Source organism: Variovorax sp. LjRoot84 (assembly GCF_964254305.1).
GTDB lineage: Bacteria > Pseudomonadota > Gammaproteobacteria > Burkholderiales > Burkholderiaceae_C > Variovorax.
In genome coordinates this window covers 3,194,421-3,208,350 of the sequence record NZ_CAXUTE020000001.1, presented here as the reverse complement: position 1 = coordinate 3,208,350, position 13,930 = coordinate 3,194,421, and the positions used below count along the sequence as shown (strand labels likewise).

Below are 13,930 nucleotides of genomic sequence, written 5' to 3'. Positions count from 1 at the left end.
CGCTTCAGAACTCTTCCAGCGGCAGCCCCACGTAGTTCTCCGCCAGCGAGGTCGAGGCGGCGCGCGAGTGCACCAGGTAGTCGAGCTCGGCCTCCTGGATCTTCTGGCCGAACTCCCCGGTTTCCGGGAAGCGGTGCATCAGCGAGGTGAACCACCACGAGAAGCGCTCGGCCTTCCAGACCCGGCGCAGGCACAGGTCGGAGTAGCGGTCGAGCGCCGAGGCGCTGCGTTCGCGGTAGAAGATCTCGAAGGCGCGCGACAGGTAGCCGACGTCGGCCGTCGCCAGGTTCAGGCCCTTGGCGCCGGTCGGCGGCACGATATGGGCCGCGTCGCCGGCCAGGAACAGGCTGCCGAAGCGCATCGGTTCGGCCACGAAGCTGCGCAGCGGCGCGATGCTTTTTTCGAGCGAAGGGCCGGTCACGAGCCGCTCGCGCGCTTCGGGGTCGAGGCGCAGGCGCAGCTCGTTCCAGAACGCCTCGTCGCTCCAGTTCTCCACGCGCTCCTCGACCGGCACCTGCACGTAGTAGCGGCTGCGCGTGGCGCTGCGCATGCTGCACAGCGCGAAGCCGCGCGGCGTGTTGGCGTAGATCAGCTCGTGCGATACCGGCGGCACATCGGCGAGCACGCCGAGCCAGCCGAAGGGATAGACCTTTTCGTAGGTGTGGATCGCCTGGGCCGGCACGCTGGCGCGGCTCACGCCGTGGTAGCCGTCGCAGCCGGCGATGAAGTCGCACTCGATCTCGTGCGTGGCACCGTCCTTCTCGTAGCGCACGCGGGGCTTCCCGGTGTCGAAGTCATGCAGGCTGACTGGCGAGGCGCCGTAGATGGTGGTCAGGCCCTCTGCCTCGCGCGCATTCATCAGATCGTGGGTCACCTCGGTCTGGCCATAGACCGTGACCTGCTTGCCGCCGGTCAGGCCATGCATGTCGATGCGATGGCGCGCGCCCTTGAACAGCAGCTCGATGCCTTCGTGCGGCAGGCCCTCGGCCTTGGCGCGCGCATCGACGCCGGCGCGCTGGAGCAAGTCCATCGTGATCTGCTCCAGCACGCCGGCCCGGATGCGGCCCAGCACGTAGTCGCCGGTCTGGCGCTCGATGATGATGTTGTCGATGCCGGCCTTGTAGAGCAGCTGGCCGAGCAAGAGGCCGGCCGGGCCCGCGCCGATGATGGCGACCTGTGTGCGCATGCGTGTCTCCTGATTGCTTGGCCTCAAGCGTAGGACGATGCGGACTCCCCGGCTCGCCGCGATGCCATCCTCTGTGCGATGATGAGGCGGCCTGCGCGATGATCGCGCAACACTTCGCGCCCATGACCATAGCCAAACCCGACTTCATCGAGGGCATCGCCAAGGGCATGGCCGTGCTCGAGAGTTTCGACACCGAGCGCCAGCGCCTCAATGCCACGCTGGCAGCCGAGCGCGCCGGCCTGACGCGGGCCGCGGCCCGGCGCCACCTGCTGACGCTTGCGCACCTCGGCTACCTCGAAACCGACGGCAGCTATTTCTGGATGGCGCCGAAGGTGCTGCGCTTCTCGGGCAGCTACCTCGCGTCGTCGCGGCTGCCGCGCGCGCTGCAGCCCACGCTCAACCGGCTCGCGGCGCAGACGGGCGAATCCTTCTCGGCCGTGGTGCTCGATGGCGAAGAGGTGGTCATCATCGCGCGCAGCGGCAGCTATGGCACGCCGACCCGCGTGCTGGCCTACGGCCTCCACCTCGGGGCGCGCCTCCCGGCCCATGCGACATCGACCGGCCGCGTGCTGCTCGCCGGCATGAGCGCGGCGCAGCTCACGCAATGGCTCAAGGGCCGCAACCTGCCGCGCCTCACGCCGCGCACCATCACCCAGGCGCGCGTGCTGCGCCAGCGCATCGCGCAGGTGCGCAAGGACGATTTCTGCTTTGCCAGCGAGGAACACGAGCTCGGCGTGCAGGCGCTGGCGGTGCCGTTGCGCGACATGCAGGGCCACACGGTGGCGGCGCTCAACGTCGTGCTGTCGGGCACGCGCCACTCCGAAGAGGCGCTGCGCCGCGACGTGCTGCCGCTGTTGTTCGAGGCGGCGCGCGAGGTCAGGGCGCTTCTGTGAACGCGCTTGAACTTCGCCGCCGCTACGATCTCGAACCGCCTTTGTGCGGATGAACGACGATGCGACTGCTGCTGCTCGAAGACGACGTGATGATCGGCGAGGCCGTGCTGGACCTGCTGCGCGCCGAGAACTACGCGGTCGACTGGGTCAAGGACGGCGACGCTGCCGACACCGCACTGCGCACGCAGCAGTACGACCTGGTGCTGCTCGACCTCGGCGTGCCGCGCCGCGACGGCCTCGAGGTGCTGCGTTCGCTGCGCGCCCGCAAGCAGCGCATGCCGGTGTTGATCGCCACGGCGCGCGATTCGGTGCAGCAGCGCATCGAGGGCCTGGATGCCGGCGCCGACGACTACGTGCTGAAGCCCTACGACCTCGACGAGCTTCTGGCGCGCATCCGGGCCTTGCTGCGCCGCGCATCGGGGCGGGCCGAGCCGGTCTACGAGCATCTGGGTGTCAGCATCAATCCGTCGACGCGCGAAGTCGCCGTGGGCGGCCAGCCGGTGGTGCTGTCGGCGCGCGAATGGGCGGTGCTCGAACCGCTGATCGCACGGCCGGGCATGGTGCTCTCGCGCGCGCAGCTCGAAGAAAAGCTCTACGGCTGGAAGGACGAGATCAGCAGCAACGCGGTCGAGGTCTATGTGCACGGGCTGCGCAAGAAGCTCGGCGCCGATCTCATTCGCAATGTGCGGGGGGTGGGCTACATGGTGCCCAAGGAATGAAGTCCTTACGCGCGCGTCTTTTGTGGTTCCTATTGGCTGCCATCGTGCTTGCAGCAGGAACGCAGGCCTTCGTGGCCTATCGCACGGTGCTCAAGGAAGCCGACGAGATCTTCGACTACCACATGCAGCAGATGGCGTTCTCGCTGCGCGCGGGCCTGCCGCCCAGTGCGGCCGTGGGCGGGCTCGGCGGCGGCGAGGAGAACTTCGAATTCGTCGTGCAGATATGGACGGCCGACGGCGTGCGCATCTTCGAATCGGCCGCGCGTGCCGCACTGCCGCAGCGCGCGGTGCTGGGTTTCTCGAACGTGCAGGCGCGCGGCACCACGTACAGGGTGTTCTCGATCCAGAGCGCCGGGCTGGTGATCCAGGTGGCGCAGGACATGGCGGCGCGCCGCACCATGGCGGGAACGCTCGCGCTGCGCACCGTCGGGCCGATCGCGCTGGCGGCGCCCTTGCTGATGCTGGTGGTGTGGTGGGTGGTGAGCCGCTCGCTGGCGCCGGTGGCGCGCGTGCGCAGCCAGGTTGCCTCCCGGCAGGCTGACGACCTCTCGCCGGTCAGCGAAAGCGGCCTGCCCGAGGAGGTACGCCCGCTGGTGCACGAACTCAACCTGCTGTTCGATCGCGTGCGCCGGGCCTTCGAGGCGCAGAAGCATTTCGTGGCCGATGCGGCGCACGAGCTGCGCTCGCCGCTCGCGGCCTTGAAGCTGCAGGTGCAGAGCCTGCAGCGCGCGCCCGACGATGCCGCGCGCGAGCTCGCCGTCGGCCGGCTGGCAGCCGGCATCGACCGCGCGACACGGCTGGTCGAGCAGATGCTGGCGCTGGCGCGGCACGAAGCCAGCGCCGCCGCCGGCGCCGGGGCGGAACCGGTGGACCTGCGGGAGGTCGCGCGGCTCGCGATCTCCGATGCCATTGCCGCCGCCCAGGCACGCCGGATCGACATCGGCATGGCGCGCGCGGATGCGGCCGAGGTACGCGGCCAGGCCGAGGCCTTGCGCACGCTGCTGCGCAACCTGCTCGACAACGCCGTGAAGTACACGCCCGAGGGCGGCCGCGTCGACGTCGGCATCGCGGCGTCGGCCGAGGGGGTGGAACTCAGCGTGGAAGACAGCGGCCCGGGCCTGCCGGCCGAGGAGCGCTCGCGCGTGCTCGACCGCTTCTATCGCTCGGGCGAGCCGCAGGCGGCGGGCAGCGGTCTCGGGCTGGCGATCGTGAAGTCGATCGCCGACCTGCATGGCGCGACGCTGGCTATCGATGGCTCCGGCAGCCTGGGTGGCCTGCGGGTGAGCGTGCGTTTTCCCAGAACTGTTTAAGGCGGGCTTAAGCGAGCGGACCGACATTCCTTTCATCGTGTTTCCAACTGACACCTCGAAAGGAACTTCAATGAATGTCCGTCTGAACTCGCCCCGCGCGCTCGTTCTCGCCCTGTCGGCCGCGGGCGTCATCGGCGCCGTCGGCGCGGGCGCCTACACCAGTGCAAATGCCGTGAACACGCCGGCGCCCGCCGTGGCCGCGCCGATGGTCACCATGCCCGACTTCTCGACCATCACCACGCGCAACGGTCCCGCCGTCGTCAACATCAGCGTGACCGGCACCATGAAGACTTCGATGGAGGGTGTGGCCGGCATCCCCGGCATGGATCCCGACGATCCGATGTTCGAGTTCTTCCGCCGCTTCCAGGGCCAGATGGGCCCACGCGGCAAACAGCAGCAGCAGCAGCGCGAGATGCCGGTGCGCGGACAGGGCTCGGGCTTCATCGTGAGCGCCGACGGCGTCATCCTGACCAACGCCCACGTGGTGAAGGACGCGAAGGAAGTGACGGTCAAGCTGACCGATCGCCGCGAGTTCCGCGCCAAGGTGCTGGGCTCCGACGAGAAGACCGACATCGCGGTGCTCAAGATCGACGCGAAGAACCTGCCGACCCTGTCGCTGGGCAACACCAAGGAGCTGAAGCCGGGCGAATGGGTGCTTGCGATCGGCTCGCCCTTCGGCTTCGAGAACACCGTGACGGCAGGCGTGGTGAGCGCCAAGGGCCGCTCGCTGCCCGACGACAGCTACGTGCCTTTCATCCAGACCGACGTGGCCATCAACCCCGGCAACTCGGGCGGGCCGCTGATCAACACGCGCGGCGAGGTGGTGGGCATCAACTCGCAGATCTACAGCCGCAGCGGCGGCTATCAGGGCGTGTCCTTCGCGATCCCGATCGACGTCGCGATCCAGGTGAAGGACCAGATCGTCGCCACCGGCCGCGTCAGCCATGCGCGGCTGGGCGTCGCGGTGCAGGAGGTGAACCAGACTTTCGCCGACTCCTTCAAGCTCGACAAGCCCGAGGGCGCGCTGGTGTCGAACGTGGAGAAGGGCGGCCCGGCCGACCAGGCCGGCCTGCGCTCCGGCGACGTGATCCGCAAGGTCGACGGCAACCCGATCGTCGCCTCCGGCGACCTGCCGGCCGTGATCGGCCAGAAGCAGCCCGGCACCAAGGTCACGCTCGATGTCTGGCGCCAGGGCGCACGCCAGGAGCTCAGCGCCAGGCTGGGCGATGCGAGTGAAAAGGCGAGCACGGTGGCGAAGAACGACGAGCGCGCCGGCGGCGGCAAGCTCGGTCTCGCGCTCAGACCGCTGCAGCCGCAGGAGAAGCGCGAGGCCGCGGTCGAGAGCGGCCTCCTGATCGAGGATGCGGGCGGCGCGGCGGCGCTCGCCGGCGTGCAGGCGGGCGACGTGCTGCTGGCCATCAACGGCACGCCCGCAAAGAGCGTCGAGCAGGTGCGCGAGGTGGTGAACAAGGCCGACAAGTCGATCGCGCTGCTCATCCAGCGCGACGGTGACCGGATCTTCGTGCCCGTGCGCATCGGCTGATGGAAGTCACAGCCGCCCGCTACGGCGTTGGCGAAGGGGAGTCACACGAGCACACATCGTGCAAAAGTGCCTTTGTGGATGATTAACCGGCTGTAACAATTCGCCCAAACAAGCTGAATAAGAGGTTTCCCTATGGTGCTTCGCGATCTCGCCCTGACTGTGCTCGAACTCGAGCCCAATGAATTTCATTGGGTTCTGATGGAGGCAGTGCAGGCGGATTCGGAGGAGTGCCTGGTGTACCGGCCCGTCGACTCCTCGACCCGGGGCCTGCCCGATTATTCGGAGGCGCTCATTCAGGGCGCCTCGGCACTGCGCGTACTGCAAGGGCTCGCACCCTTCGGCCGTCCCATGGCGCCGGTTGGCCTCGGAGAAGGCGTGCCGAAGCCGTCCGCCGCAGCCGCATCGACGATGGATGCGGATTCCTGCATGCTCACCACCGGTCACTCGATGCTGTAAGCCTGGCAGGCCAGGCACAGCAGATCCGTCTATCTATCGAATCTGCGTACCGAAGTGCAGCGCGGTGATCGCGATCACCTTGGCCGCGTGCGCGCGGATCGTTCCCTGCTGCGAGACGCCGCGCAAGACCAGCAAGGGCTGCGCAGGCCCGCTCACAGGCTTCGAGGAATGCCCGTTCTCGCCGGACGCCGCAAAGGAGGCGCGGCATCGGGCTGCGAACTTGAGCAGTGATGGCATGGCCTCGAAGGTAGCTGCTGCGGCGCCATCGGCCAATCCGCCGAAGGTCGCATCGTTGCCTGTCCAGGCGGCATAGGTCGGAAGCGGCGTCGAATGACGTCATCCATTCTTTTGCGTCGATCGGTTGTCGGCGAAGCAGGCGCGCAAGCTCGCATACAGCGCCTTGAAGCGTGCATGGCGCGCGGCATGGACCTCGGCCTTCGTTCCGGCCGGCTCGAAACGCTGCCGCACCGCCGGCCGCAGGCACACCCGGGCTTGCGTGCCGCCGTCCGCCAGCCAGGCAAGCCGGGCCGCACCGAGCGCGCCGCCGGCTTCGCTGCCTTCGCATAGCGCAAGAGGTAGTTCGAGGATGTCGGCCAGCAGCTGGGCCCACCAGGCGCTGCGCGCGCCGCCGCCGACCAGCACCAGATCGCCGGCCGGCCGGGCCAGCGTGTCCAGCCCGTCCCGCAGGCCGAAGCTCACTCCTTCCACCACGGCATAGGCGATGTCGGCCGGCCCGTGCGCATGCGTCAGGCCGAAGAGCACGCCCTGCGCATTCGCGTCGTTGTGCGGCGAGCGTTCGCCTGAGAGATAGGGCAGGAACAGCGGCGCGCGGCGGCGCGCTTCGGCATCGAGCGTGGCAGCCGCGGCAAGCAGCGTCGCCTCGTTGCCCAGGCCGAAGCTGCGCGCGGCCCAGCTCACGGCGCTGGAGGCCGAGAGCATCACCGACATCTGGTGCCAGCGCCCGGGCAGCGCGTGGCAGAAGGCATGCACGGCGGCCTCGGGCTTCGGCTCGAAGCGCTCGCCGCAGACGAAGATCACGCCCGAGGTGCCGAGCGAGACGAAGCCCTCGCCGGCATCGACGAGGCCCATGCCGACCGCGCTGGCTGCGTTGTCGCCGGCCCCGCCCGCGATCGCGACCGCGGGCGCCAGGCCCCAGCGTCGCGCGAGCTCGGGCTTGAGCCGCCCCGCGGCGGCGCTGCCTTCCACCAGCCGCGGCATCTGCGCGCGCGTGAGGCCGCAGGCGGCGAGCAGTTCGTCGGACCAGTCGCGCGCGGCCACGTCCAGCCACAGCGTGCCCGACGCATCCGACATGTCGCTGGCGAGTTCGCCGCTCAGCCTGTAGCGCAACCAGTCCTTGGGAAGCAGCACGCAGGCGATGCGTGCGAATAGCTCCGGTTCGTGCTCGCGCATCCACAGCAGCTTGGGGGCGGTGAAGCCCGGCATGGCGAGGTTGCCGGCGATCGCGGCGAGGCGCGGCACGCGCGCCGTCAACGCGTCGCACTGGGCGGCGCTGCGGCCGTCGTTCCAGAGGATGGCGGGGCGCAGCACCCGGCCTTGCGTATCCATCGCCACGGCGCCGTGCATCTGGCCCGACAGGCCGATCGCACGCACGGCCGACAAGGCGGCAGCGTGATGGCGCTGCAGTTCGGCCATGACGGCTTCCAATGCCTCCCACCATTGCGAAGGCGATTGCTCCGACCACAGCGGCGCCGGCCGGCTGACGCTGAGCGGGGCTCGTGCCAGCGCGACGATGCGGTGATCGTCGGCCAGCAGCAGCGCCTTCAGCTCGGAGGTGCCGAGATCGAGTCCGAGGTACAAGTGCGGGTCCTCACGCGCCGCCGCCGAAGCGATGGTCGCTCTGGCGCCGGAATTCGGTCGGCGTCATGCCCTTGATCTCCAGGAAGCGGCGGTTGAAGTTGGCGACGTTGTTGAAGCCGACCTGATAGCAGATGTCGGTCACGTAGTGATCGGTCTGCATCAGCAGGTGGCAGGCGCTGTTGATGCGCACGCGGTTCACGAAATCGGTGAAGCTGTTGCCGGTCGAGCGCTTGAAGAAGCGGCTGAAGCGGCTTTCGCTCATGCCCAGCTCGGCGGCGATGTCGGCCATCACGATCGGCTCGGCCAGGTTGGCGGTGATGCGGTTGACGATGACGTTGATCTGGTCGACCTCGGCATCGCCTTCCACGCCCTGCATCTGGACGTTGGAGAGAAGGCGGTAGTCGGTGCACTGGGCGAGGTCGGCCAGGTAGTTGCAGAAGAGGGCGAAGCGGCGCAGGCCGCGCGCCGCCTTGACCGCATCCCAGTGCGCCAGAGCGCGTTCCGCGAAGCCGAAGAATTCGATGCCGTGGCGGGCGCGTTCGAGCAGCTGAAGCACCTCGCGCAGCTCCGGAATTTCCACGGCCGCGCGTTCGATCGGCTCATGCCGGAACTGGATCACGCGGTCGCGCCCGGCGGCGCCGCCCGCCGGCACATCGAGCGAAATCCAGTTGTGCGGCAGCCGCGGCCCGCACAGCACCAGGTGGCCGGGCTCGAAGGGCCCGATCCAGTCGCCGATGAAGGCCTTGCCCGAGGTCTCGGTGATCAGGTGCAGCTCGTATTCTTCGTGGAAGTGCCAGCGCACCAGCGGGCTCGGAAAGCCGTGCGCCAGGCAACGCACCAGGCCAGTTTCTTCGGGCGCCTCGTAGCCGAGCGAGGGCGAACGCGTGATGTCGCGCTCGAGCTCGGGCTCCCGGTGGCGGGGGAGGTGGCGGTGGCGCACCGATGTCATGGCCGTGTCCTCGTCAGCTCATGACGTTACCACCGTCGACATTGAGCGTCTGCGCGGTGATGTACCGCGCCTCGTCGCTGGCCAGGAACACGGCGGCGCCGGCAATGTCGTCCGGCGTGCCCATGCGGCCGAGCGGCACCTCGAGGCCGACCTGGCGCTTCTTCTCGCCGGGCTGGCGCCCCTCGTACTTCGCGAACAGCGCATCGACATGGCTCCACATCGGCGTGTCGACCACACCGGGCGCGATGGCATTGACGCGGATGCCGTGCGGCGCCATCGCGAGCGCTGCGCTCTGCGTGTAGCTGATGACGGCGGCCTTGGTCGCGCAATAGTGCGAGACCAGCGCTTCGCCGCGGCGGCCGGCCTGCGAGGCCATGTTGATGACGGAGGCACCGGCCGTGCCGGCATCGACCATGTGCTGCAGCACGCGCTGCATCACGAAGAACATGCCCTTCACGTTGACCGCGAACAGGTGGTCGAAGGAGGCCTCGTCGCTCTCCAGCAGCGGCGCCATGTCGAAGACGGCGGCGTTGTTGACCAGGGTGTGGACCGGCCCGTTTGCGGCTTGCGCCGCATCGAGCAGGTGCGCGACCGCGTTCGTGTCGGTCACGTCCGCCGGCAGGTAGACCACGCGCGTCGAATGGGTCCGCTGGAGCAGCGCCACGCCGTCGGAAGGCGCGGGCGAGCGGTCGACCAGCGTGCAGCTTGCACCCTCGGCCAGGCAGGCCTCGGCGATCGCCAGGCCGATGCCGCCGCCGGCGCCGGTCACCAGCACGTGGTGCTGTGCGAGGCGGTCCGTCATGGTCTTACTCCTTCGACGAGTGTTCGAACGCGCGCGCCGGCTTCGCGCACGGCCTGCGTGAGGCGCGTGTCGCCCGCGATATCGCCCCAGAGGCCGGCATCGGCACAGAGCGCTGCAACCGGATCGACCGCGTCGCAGATCGCGTGCGCGGTGGCCTCGTCCATGCCCTGGTCCTGGTACGTGTAGGGCAGGGTGCCCTGATGCCAGCGCCGCAGGAAAGCCAGGAACAGGGCCGGCAGCATCGCCACGCTGGCGATGCGCTCGCCCTGCGCCAGGCGTTCGCGCACGGTCGGCGCGATGAAGCCCGGGATCTTCGAGAAGCCGTCCATCGCCACGCGCTGGTTGGTGTCGCGGATGGCCGGGTTGCCGAAGCGCTCGAGCACCAGGTCGCGGTAGGCCGGCAGGTCGACCGGGCTGGCGTGTCCAGGTGCGTTCAGGCAGGGGATGACGTCGTCCGTCACGTAGTCGTAGGCCATCTGCCGGATCAGCGGGTCCTGCGTGCCCTCGTGGATGAACTCCAGCCCGACCAGCGTTCCGGCCCAGGCGATACAGCTGTGGCTTGCATTGAGGATCCGGATCTTGGCCTCTTCGTAGGGCAGCACCGAATCGACCAGCTGCACGCCGACGCGCGCCCAGTCGGGCCGCCCGTTCGCGAAGTCGTCCTCGATCACCCACTGGATGAAGCTCTCGCCCATGACAGGTGCGGCATCGTTCCAGCCGGTCGCGGCCCGCACGCGTTCGCGCAGCTCGGGCGGCGGCCGCGGCGTGATGCGGTCGACCATCGCGTTGGGGCAGGTCGTGTGCGTGCGCACCCAGCCGAGCAGATCCTGTTCGCCGGCCTGCTCGATGAATTCCAGCAGCCCCTTGCGAAAGCGCTCGCCGTTGTGGCGCAGGTTGTCGCAGTTGAGCAGCGTCACCGGCCCTGTGCCGGCCGCGCGGCGCGCACGCAGGATCGCGCAGACCGCGCCGTAGATCGTGCTGCCGGCTTCGCCGCGCTTCGCGCGTGCGAGGTCTTCGGCGAGTTCGGTGGACGTGAAATCGAGCCGGTCCTGCGGATCGAGGTAGTAGCCCGATTCGGTCACGGTGAAGGAGATCACGCGCGTGCGCGCATCGGCGCCGCGCGCGATCACTGTGTCGAGCGCCGGGTCGTGGTCCAGCACCTCGCGAATCGATTCGATGCGCTGGTAGCGGTACTCGCCCGCGGGCGACACGGTCTCCAGCGTGTAGCAGCCGCCCTGCGCGCGCAGGGCGGCGAGCACCTCGGCCATGTCGGGCCGCAGGTTGGCACCGGCGATGGACCAGCGCGTGTCGCCGGCCTCGATCAGCTGCTGCAGGTAGACCGCCTGGTGTGCACGATGGAAGGAGCCGAGCCCGAGGTGAAGCACCACGAATTCGGATGGAGTGGAAGATGGCATGGCGTGATGGAACTCAGGCGGCAACGGTGCGGCCTTCACGGTTGAAGAAATGCAGCACCGAGGGATCGAGCTCGACGCTCACCACGTCGCCGGCCTGCAGCTCCGTGCGCTCGTTCTGCCGTGCGACCAGCGGCACGCCGCCGACTTCGACGTGGATCAGGGTGTCGGCGCCGAGGGCCTCGATCAGCTCGACCTTGCCCGGCGCGCCGGCGCCGTGGTCGCGGTGCACGCGCAGGCCCTCGGGCCGCACGCCGAGGAAGCCGTCGCTCGGCAGCCGCCCGCCCGTCTGCGCCGAGAAGCTCGGGATCGCGCGCGCATCCACCATGTTCATCGAAGGCATGCCGATGAACTGCGCCACGAACTGGTTGGCCGGGCGGTCGTAGAGCTCCATCGGCGTGCCGACCTGCTCGATCAGGCCGTCGCGCAGCACCACCACGCGGTCCGCCAGCGTCATGGCCTCGACCTGGTCGTGCGTGACGTAGATGCTGGTGGCGCCCAGCGCGCGATGCAGCTTGTGGATCTCGACGCGCGTGTTGCCGCGCAGTGCCGCATCGAGGTTGGAGAGCGGTTCGTCGAACAGGAACACCTTGGGCGCCCGCACGATGGCGCGCCCGATTGCCACCCGCTGCCGCTGGCCGCCGGAGAGCTCCTTCGGCGTGCGCGTGAGGTACTGCGTGAGGTTGAGCGTCTTGGCCGCGTGGTCGACCTTGGTCTTGATCGTGTCCTTGGCCACGTTCGCGAGCTTGAGCGCGAAGGACATGTTGTCGTACACGCTCATGTGCGGATAGAGAGCGTAGCTTTGGAACACCATCGCCAGGTCGCGCTTGCCCGAGGGGATGTGCGTGATGTCCTTGCCGTCGAGCATGAGCTGGCCACTGGTGATGGGTTCGAGTCCGGCGATCAGCCGCAGCAGCGTCGACTTGCCGCAGCCGGAGGGACCGACGAAGACGATGAACTCGCCCTTGTCGATTTCCAGGTTTACGCCCTTGATGATGTGGGCGTCGCCGAAGCTTTTCTGGATGTTGTCGAGTTGGAGGTATGCCATGGAATGTCTCCGTTCCTTACTTGACGGCGCCGAAGGTCAGGCCCTGCACCAGTTGCTTTTGGCAGAACCAGCCGAAGACCACGATCGGCGCGATGGCCATCAGCGAAGCGGCCGAGAGCTTGGCCCAGAAGAGTCCTTCGGGGCTCGAATAGGAAGCGATGAGGACGGCGAGCGTGCCGGCCTTGGCGGAACTGAGGTTGAGCGCCCAGAAGGCTTCGTTCCAGCTCAGCACCAGGCACAGCAGTCCGGTGGAGGCGAGGCCGCCGACCGAGAGCGGCAGCACCACGTGGCGGAACTCGGTCCAGAGATTGGCGCCGTCCATGCGTGCGGCCTCGAGGATCTCGTGCGGGATGTCCTTGTAGCTGCTGTAGAGCATCCAGACCATGATCGGCAGGTTGGACAGCGTGAAGACGATCGTGAGTGCCGTCAGCGAGTCCAGCAGGCCGGCGGTCTGCGCGATCACGTAGATCGGCACCAGCGCGCCCACGGCCGGCATCATCTTGGTCGACAGCATCCACATCAGGATGTCGCGCGTGCGCTTGGTGCGGAAGAAGGCCATCGAGTAGGCGGCCGGCGCGGCGATTAAGAGGCCGATGATGGTGGAGCCGAGGCTGGTGATCAGCGAGTTGCGCGCGAACAGCACGTAGTCGCTGCGCCGCTGCACCTCTTCGAAGTTGCCGAGCGTGGGCTCGAACACGAACAGCGGCGGCACGGCGATCGCCTGCAGCTCGGTCTTGAATGCGGTCAGCACCAGCCAGCCCAATGGAAAGAACAGCAGCAGCGTGACCACCCACGCACCGGCGGCGCGCAAGGAAGTGAACAGAAAGGTGGGTTGCATGCCGTGGCCCTCAGTCGAGGCTCTTGCCGATGATGCGGATCAGGAAGGCCGCCACGATGTTGGCCAGCACCACCGCGAAGAGCGCACCCGCCGAAGCCACGCCGACGTCGAAGTTCATCAGCGACTGCTTGAAGATCAGGTAGGTGAGGTTGGTGCTTTCGTTGCCGGGGCCGCCGTTGGTCGTGATGGCGATCTCGGCGAAGACCGAGAGCAGGAAGATCATCTCGATCATGATCACCACCGCCATCGGCCGCGCCAGGTGGGGCAGGATGAGGTAGTAGAAGCGCTGGAACGCGCCGGCCCCGTCCATGCGGGCCGCTTCCATCTGCTCGCGGTCGAGCGACTGCAGCGAGGTGATGAAGATCAGGCAGGCGAAAGGCAGCCACTGCCAGGCCACCATGATGATCACCGACAGCAGCGGCACGTCGGTCATCCAGTCGATGGGCTCGGCGCCGAAGGCGCGCCACACGTCGGCCAGCACGCCGTAGATGGGATTCATCATCATGTGCTTCCACAGCAGCGCATTGACTGCCGGCATGACGAAGAAGGGCGAGATCAGCAGCACGCGCACGATGCCGCGGCCCGGGAAGGGCTCGTTCACCAGCAGCGCCAGCAGCACGCCGAAGACGACGGTGATCACGATCACGCTGCCGATCAGGTTCAGGGTGTTCGCAACGGAGGCCCAGAAGTCCGGGTCGGTGACGAAGTAGTGGAAGTTTTCCAGGCCCGCGAACGGATGATCGCCGGGCTGCATCAGGTTGTAGGTGACGAACGAGAAGTAGATCGTCATCGCCAGCGGCACGATCATCCAGAGAATGAGCGTGACCACGGCCGGCGCCATCAGCGCCCGGGGGAGGAATCGGTTCATCTTAGGGCCACCAGGTCTTTAGCTTCGTGAACTGCCGCGGAACCGGCTTTGCCGGTCCGCAGGCAGTGCCCCCTGCAAGGGGGTGGCG

General features: G+C 68.2%; 14 protein-coding genes. 5 read left to right on the top strand and 9 right to left on the bottom strand.

Annotated elements, in window-relative coordinates:
- Nucleotides 1–4: 4 nt before the first annotated feature.
- Nucleotides 5–1,186 carry a 4-hydroxybenzoate 3-monooxygenase gene (pobA, locus tag ACSQ9I_RS16085; protein WP_093108819.1) on the bottom strand — a complete coding sequence of 394 codons (1,182 nt, stop codon included), beginning with the start codon at nucleotides 1,184–1,186 and terminating at the stop codon, nucleotides 5–7.
- A 122-nt stretch (nucleotides 1,187–1,308) separates the two neighbouring features.
- Between pobA and ACSQ9I_RS16080 the strand changes: the two genes are divergently transcribed.
- The 5 genes from ACSQ9I_RS16080 (at nucleotide 1,309) to ACSQ9I_RS16060 (ending at nucleotide 6,107) form a co-directional block, all read left to right on the top strand.
- A complete protein-coding gene (locus tag ACSQ9I_RS16080; RefSeq protein WP_436313751.1) occupies nucleotides 1,309–2,079 on the top strand; it encodes an IclR family transcriptional regulator domain-containing protein in 771 nt (256 codons plus the stop codon).
- 59 nt (nucleotides 2,080–2,138) lie between these two features.
- On the top strand, nucleotides 2,139–2,798 hold the full coding sequence (locus ACSQ9I_RS16075) for a response regulator (protein ID WP_093108817.1): 660 nt from the start codon (nucleotides 2,139–2,141) through the stop codon (nucleotides 2,796–2,798).
- On the top strand, nucleotides 2,795–4,108 hold the full coding sequence (locus ACSQ9I_RS16070; protein WP_436313750.1) for an ATP-binding protein: 1,314 nt from the start codon (nucleotides 2,795–2,797) through the stop codon (nucleotides 4,106–4,108). The genes ACSQ9I_RS16075 and ACSQ9I_RS16070 overlap by 4 nt, the downstream gene beginning before the upstream one ends.
- Before the next feature lie 70 nt (nucleotides 4,109–4,178).
- The gene (locus ACSQ9I_RS16065) at nucleotides 4,179–5,651 is read left to right on the top strand and encodes a Do family serine endopeptidase (protein WP_436313749.1); all 1,473 of its coding nucleotides are present in this window, start codon (nucleotides 4,179–4,181) and stop codon (nucleotides 5,649–5,651) included.
- A 132-nt stretch (nucleotides 5,652–5,783) separates the two neighbouring features.
- Nucleotides 5,784–6,107, top strand: coding sequence for a hypothetical protein (locus tag ACSQ9I_RS16060; protein ID WP_436313748.1), 324 nt, complete (start codon nucleotides 5,784–5,786; stop codon nucleotides 6,105–6,107).
- 33 nt (nucleotides 6,108–6,140) lie between these two features.
- Here ACSQ9I_RS16060 and ACSQ9I_RS16055 read toward each other — a convergent pair whose 3' ends face one another.
- The 8 genes from ACSQ9I_RS16055 to ACSQ9I_RS16020 all read right to left on the bottom strand — a co-directional run bounded on the left by ACSQ9I_RS16055 (nucleotide 6,141) and on the right by ACSQ9I_RS16020 (nucleotide 13,842).
- Complete coding sequence (locus ACSQ9I_RS16055; RefSeq protein WP_436304201.1) at nucleotides 6,141–6,344, bottom strand: hypothetical protein; 204 nt, start codon at nucleotides 6,342–6,344, stop codon at nucleotides 6,141–6,143.
- Nucleotides 6,345–6,443: 99 nt separating this feature from the next.
- On the bottom strand, nucleotides 6,444–7,925 hold the full coding sequence (gene xylB / locus ACSQ9I_RS16050; RefSeq protein WP_436313747.1) for a xylulokinase: 1,482 nt from the start codon (nucleotides 7,923–7,925) through the stop codon (nucleotides 6,444–6,446).
- A 10-nt stretch (nucleotides 7,926–7,935) separates the two neighbouring features.
- Nucleotides 7,936–8,874, bottom strand: a complete 939-nt coding sequence (locus ACSQ9I_RS16045) for an AraC family transcriptional regulator (RefSeq protein ID WP_436290240.1) — start codon at nucleotides 8,872–8,874, stop codon at nucleotides 7,936–7,938.
- A gap of 13 nt (nucleotides 8,875–8,887) precedes the next feature.
- Entirely contained in the window at nucleotides 8,888–9,676 is a 789-nt protein-coding gene (locus ACSQ9I_RS16040; RefSeq protein WP_436313746.1) for an L-iditol 2-dehydrogenase, read from the bottom strand.
- Entirely contained in the window at nucleotides 9,673–11,091 is a 1,419-nt protein-coding gene (gene dalD / locus ACSQ9I_RS16035; protein ID WP_436313745.1) for a D-arabinitol 4-dehydrogenase, read from the bottom strand. Before dalD ends, ACSQ9I_RS16040 begins: the two co-directional genes overlap by 4 nt.
- 13 nt (nucleotides 11,092–11,104) lie before the next feature.
- Nucleotides 11,105–12,136: an ABC transporter ATP-binding protein gene (locus ACSQ9I_RS16030; RefSeq protein WP_436290243.1), complete on the bottom strand. Its 1,032-nt coding sequence runs from the start codon at nucleotides 12,134–12,136 to the stop codon at nucleotides 11,105–11,107.
- A 16-nt stretch (nucleotides 12,137–12,152) separates the two neighbouring features.
- The gene (locus ACSQ9I_RS16025; protein WP_436304195.1) at nucleotides 12,153–12,974 is read right to left on the bottom strand and encodes a carbohydrate ABC transporter permease; all 822 of its coding nucleotides are present in this window, start codon (nucleotides 12,972–12,974) and stop codon (nucleotides 12,153–12,155) included.
- Between the two features lie 10 nt (nucleotides 12,975–12,984).
- Complete coding sequence (locus ACSQ9I_RS16020) at nucleotides 12,985–13,842, bottom strand: carbohydrate ABC transporter permease (RefSeq protein ID WP_436304194.1); 858 nt, start codon at nucleotides 13,840–13,842, stop codon at nucleotides 12,985–12,987.
- Nucleotides 13,843–13,930: the final 88 nt, after the last annotated feature.

What these genes read in the sequence shown, in the direction of transcription:
- pobA (WP_093108819.1), bottom strand. Translation starts at nt 1,186, where the DNA reads ATGCGCACACAGGTCGCCATCATCGGCGCGGGCCCGGCCGGCCTCTTG.
- ACSQ9I_RS16080 (WP_436313751.1), top strand. Translation starts at nt 1,309, where the DNA reads ATGACCATAGCCAAACCCGACTTCATCGAGGGCATCGCCAAGGGCATG.
- ACSQ9I_RS16075 (WP_093108817.1), top strand. Translation starts at nt 2,139, where the DNA reads ATGCGACTGCTGCTGCTCGAAGACGACGTGATGATCGGCGAGGCCGTG.
- ACSQ9I_RS16070 (WP_436313750.1), top strand. Translation starts at nt 2,795, where the DNA reads ATGAAGTCCTTACGCGCGCGTCTTTTGTGGTTCCTATTGGCTGCCATC.
- ACSQ9I_RS16065 (WP_436313749.1), top strand. Translation starts at nt 4,179, where the DNA reads ATGAATGTCCGTCTGAACTCGCCCCGCGCGCTCGTTCTCGCCCTGTCG.
- ACSQ9I_RS16060 (WP_436313748.1), top strand. Translation starts at nt 5,784, where the DNA reads ATGGTGCTTCGCGATCTCGCCCTGACTGTGCTCGAACTCGAGCCCAAT.
- ACSQ9I_RS16055 (WP_436304201.1), bottom strand. Translation starts at nt 6,344, where the DNA reads ATGCCATCACTGCTCAAGTTCGCAGCCCGATGCCGCGCCTCCTTTGCG.
- ACSQ9I_RS16045 (WP_436290240.1), bottom strand. Translation starts at nt 8,874, where the DNA reads ATGACATCGGTGCGCCACCGCCACCTCCCCCGCCACCGGGAGCCCGAG.
- ACSQ9I_RS16040 (WP_436313746.1), bottom strand. Translation starts at nt 9,676, where the DNA reads ATGACGGACCGCCTCGCACAGCACCACGTGCTGGTGACCGGCGCCGGC.
- dalD (WP_436313745.1), bottom strand. Translation starts at nt 11,091, where the DNA reads ATGCCATCTTCCACTCCATCCGAATTCGTGGTGCTTCACCTCGGGCTC.
- ACSQ9I_RS16030 (WP_436290243.1), bottom strand. Translation starts at nt 12,136, where the DNA reads ATGGCATACCTCCAACTCGACAACATCCAGAAAAGCTTCGGCGACGCC.
- ACSQ9I_RS16025 (WP_436304195.1), bottom strand. Translation starts at nt 12,974, where the DNA reads ATGCAACCCACCTTTCTGTTCACTTCCTTGCGCGCCGCCGGTGCGTGG.
- ACSQ9I_RS16020 (WP_436304194.1), bottom strand. Translation starts at nt 13,842, where the DNA reads ATGAACCGATTCCTCCCCCGGGCGCTGATGGCGCCGGCCGTGGTCACG.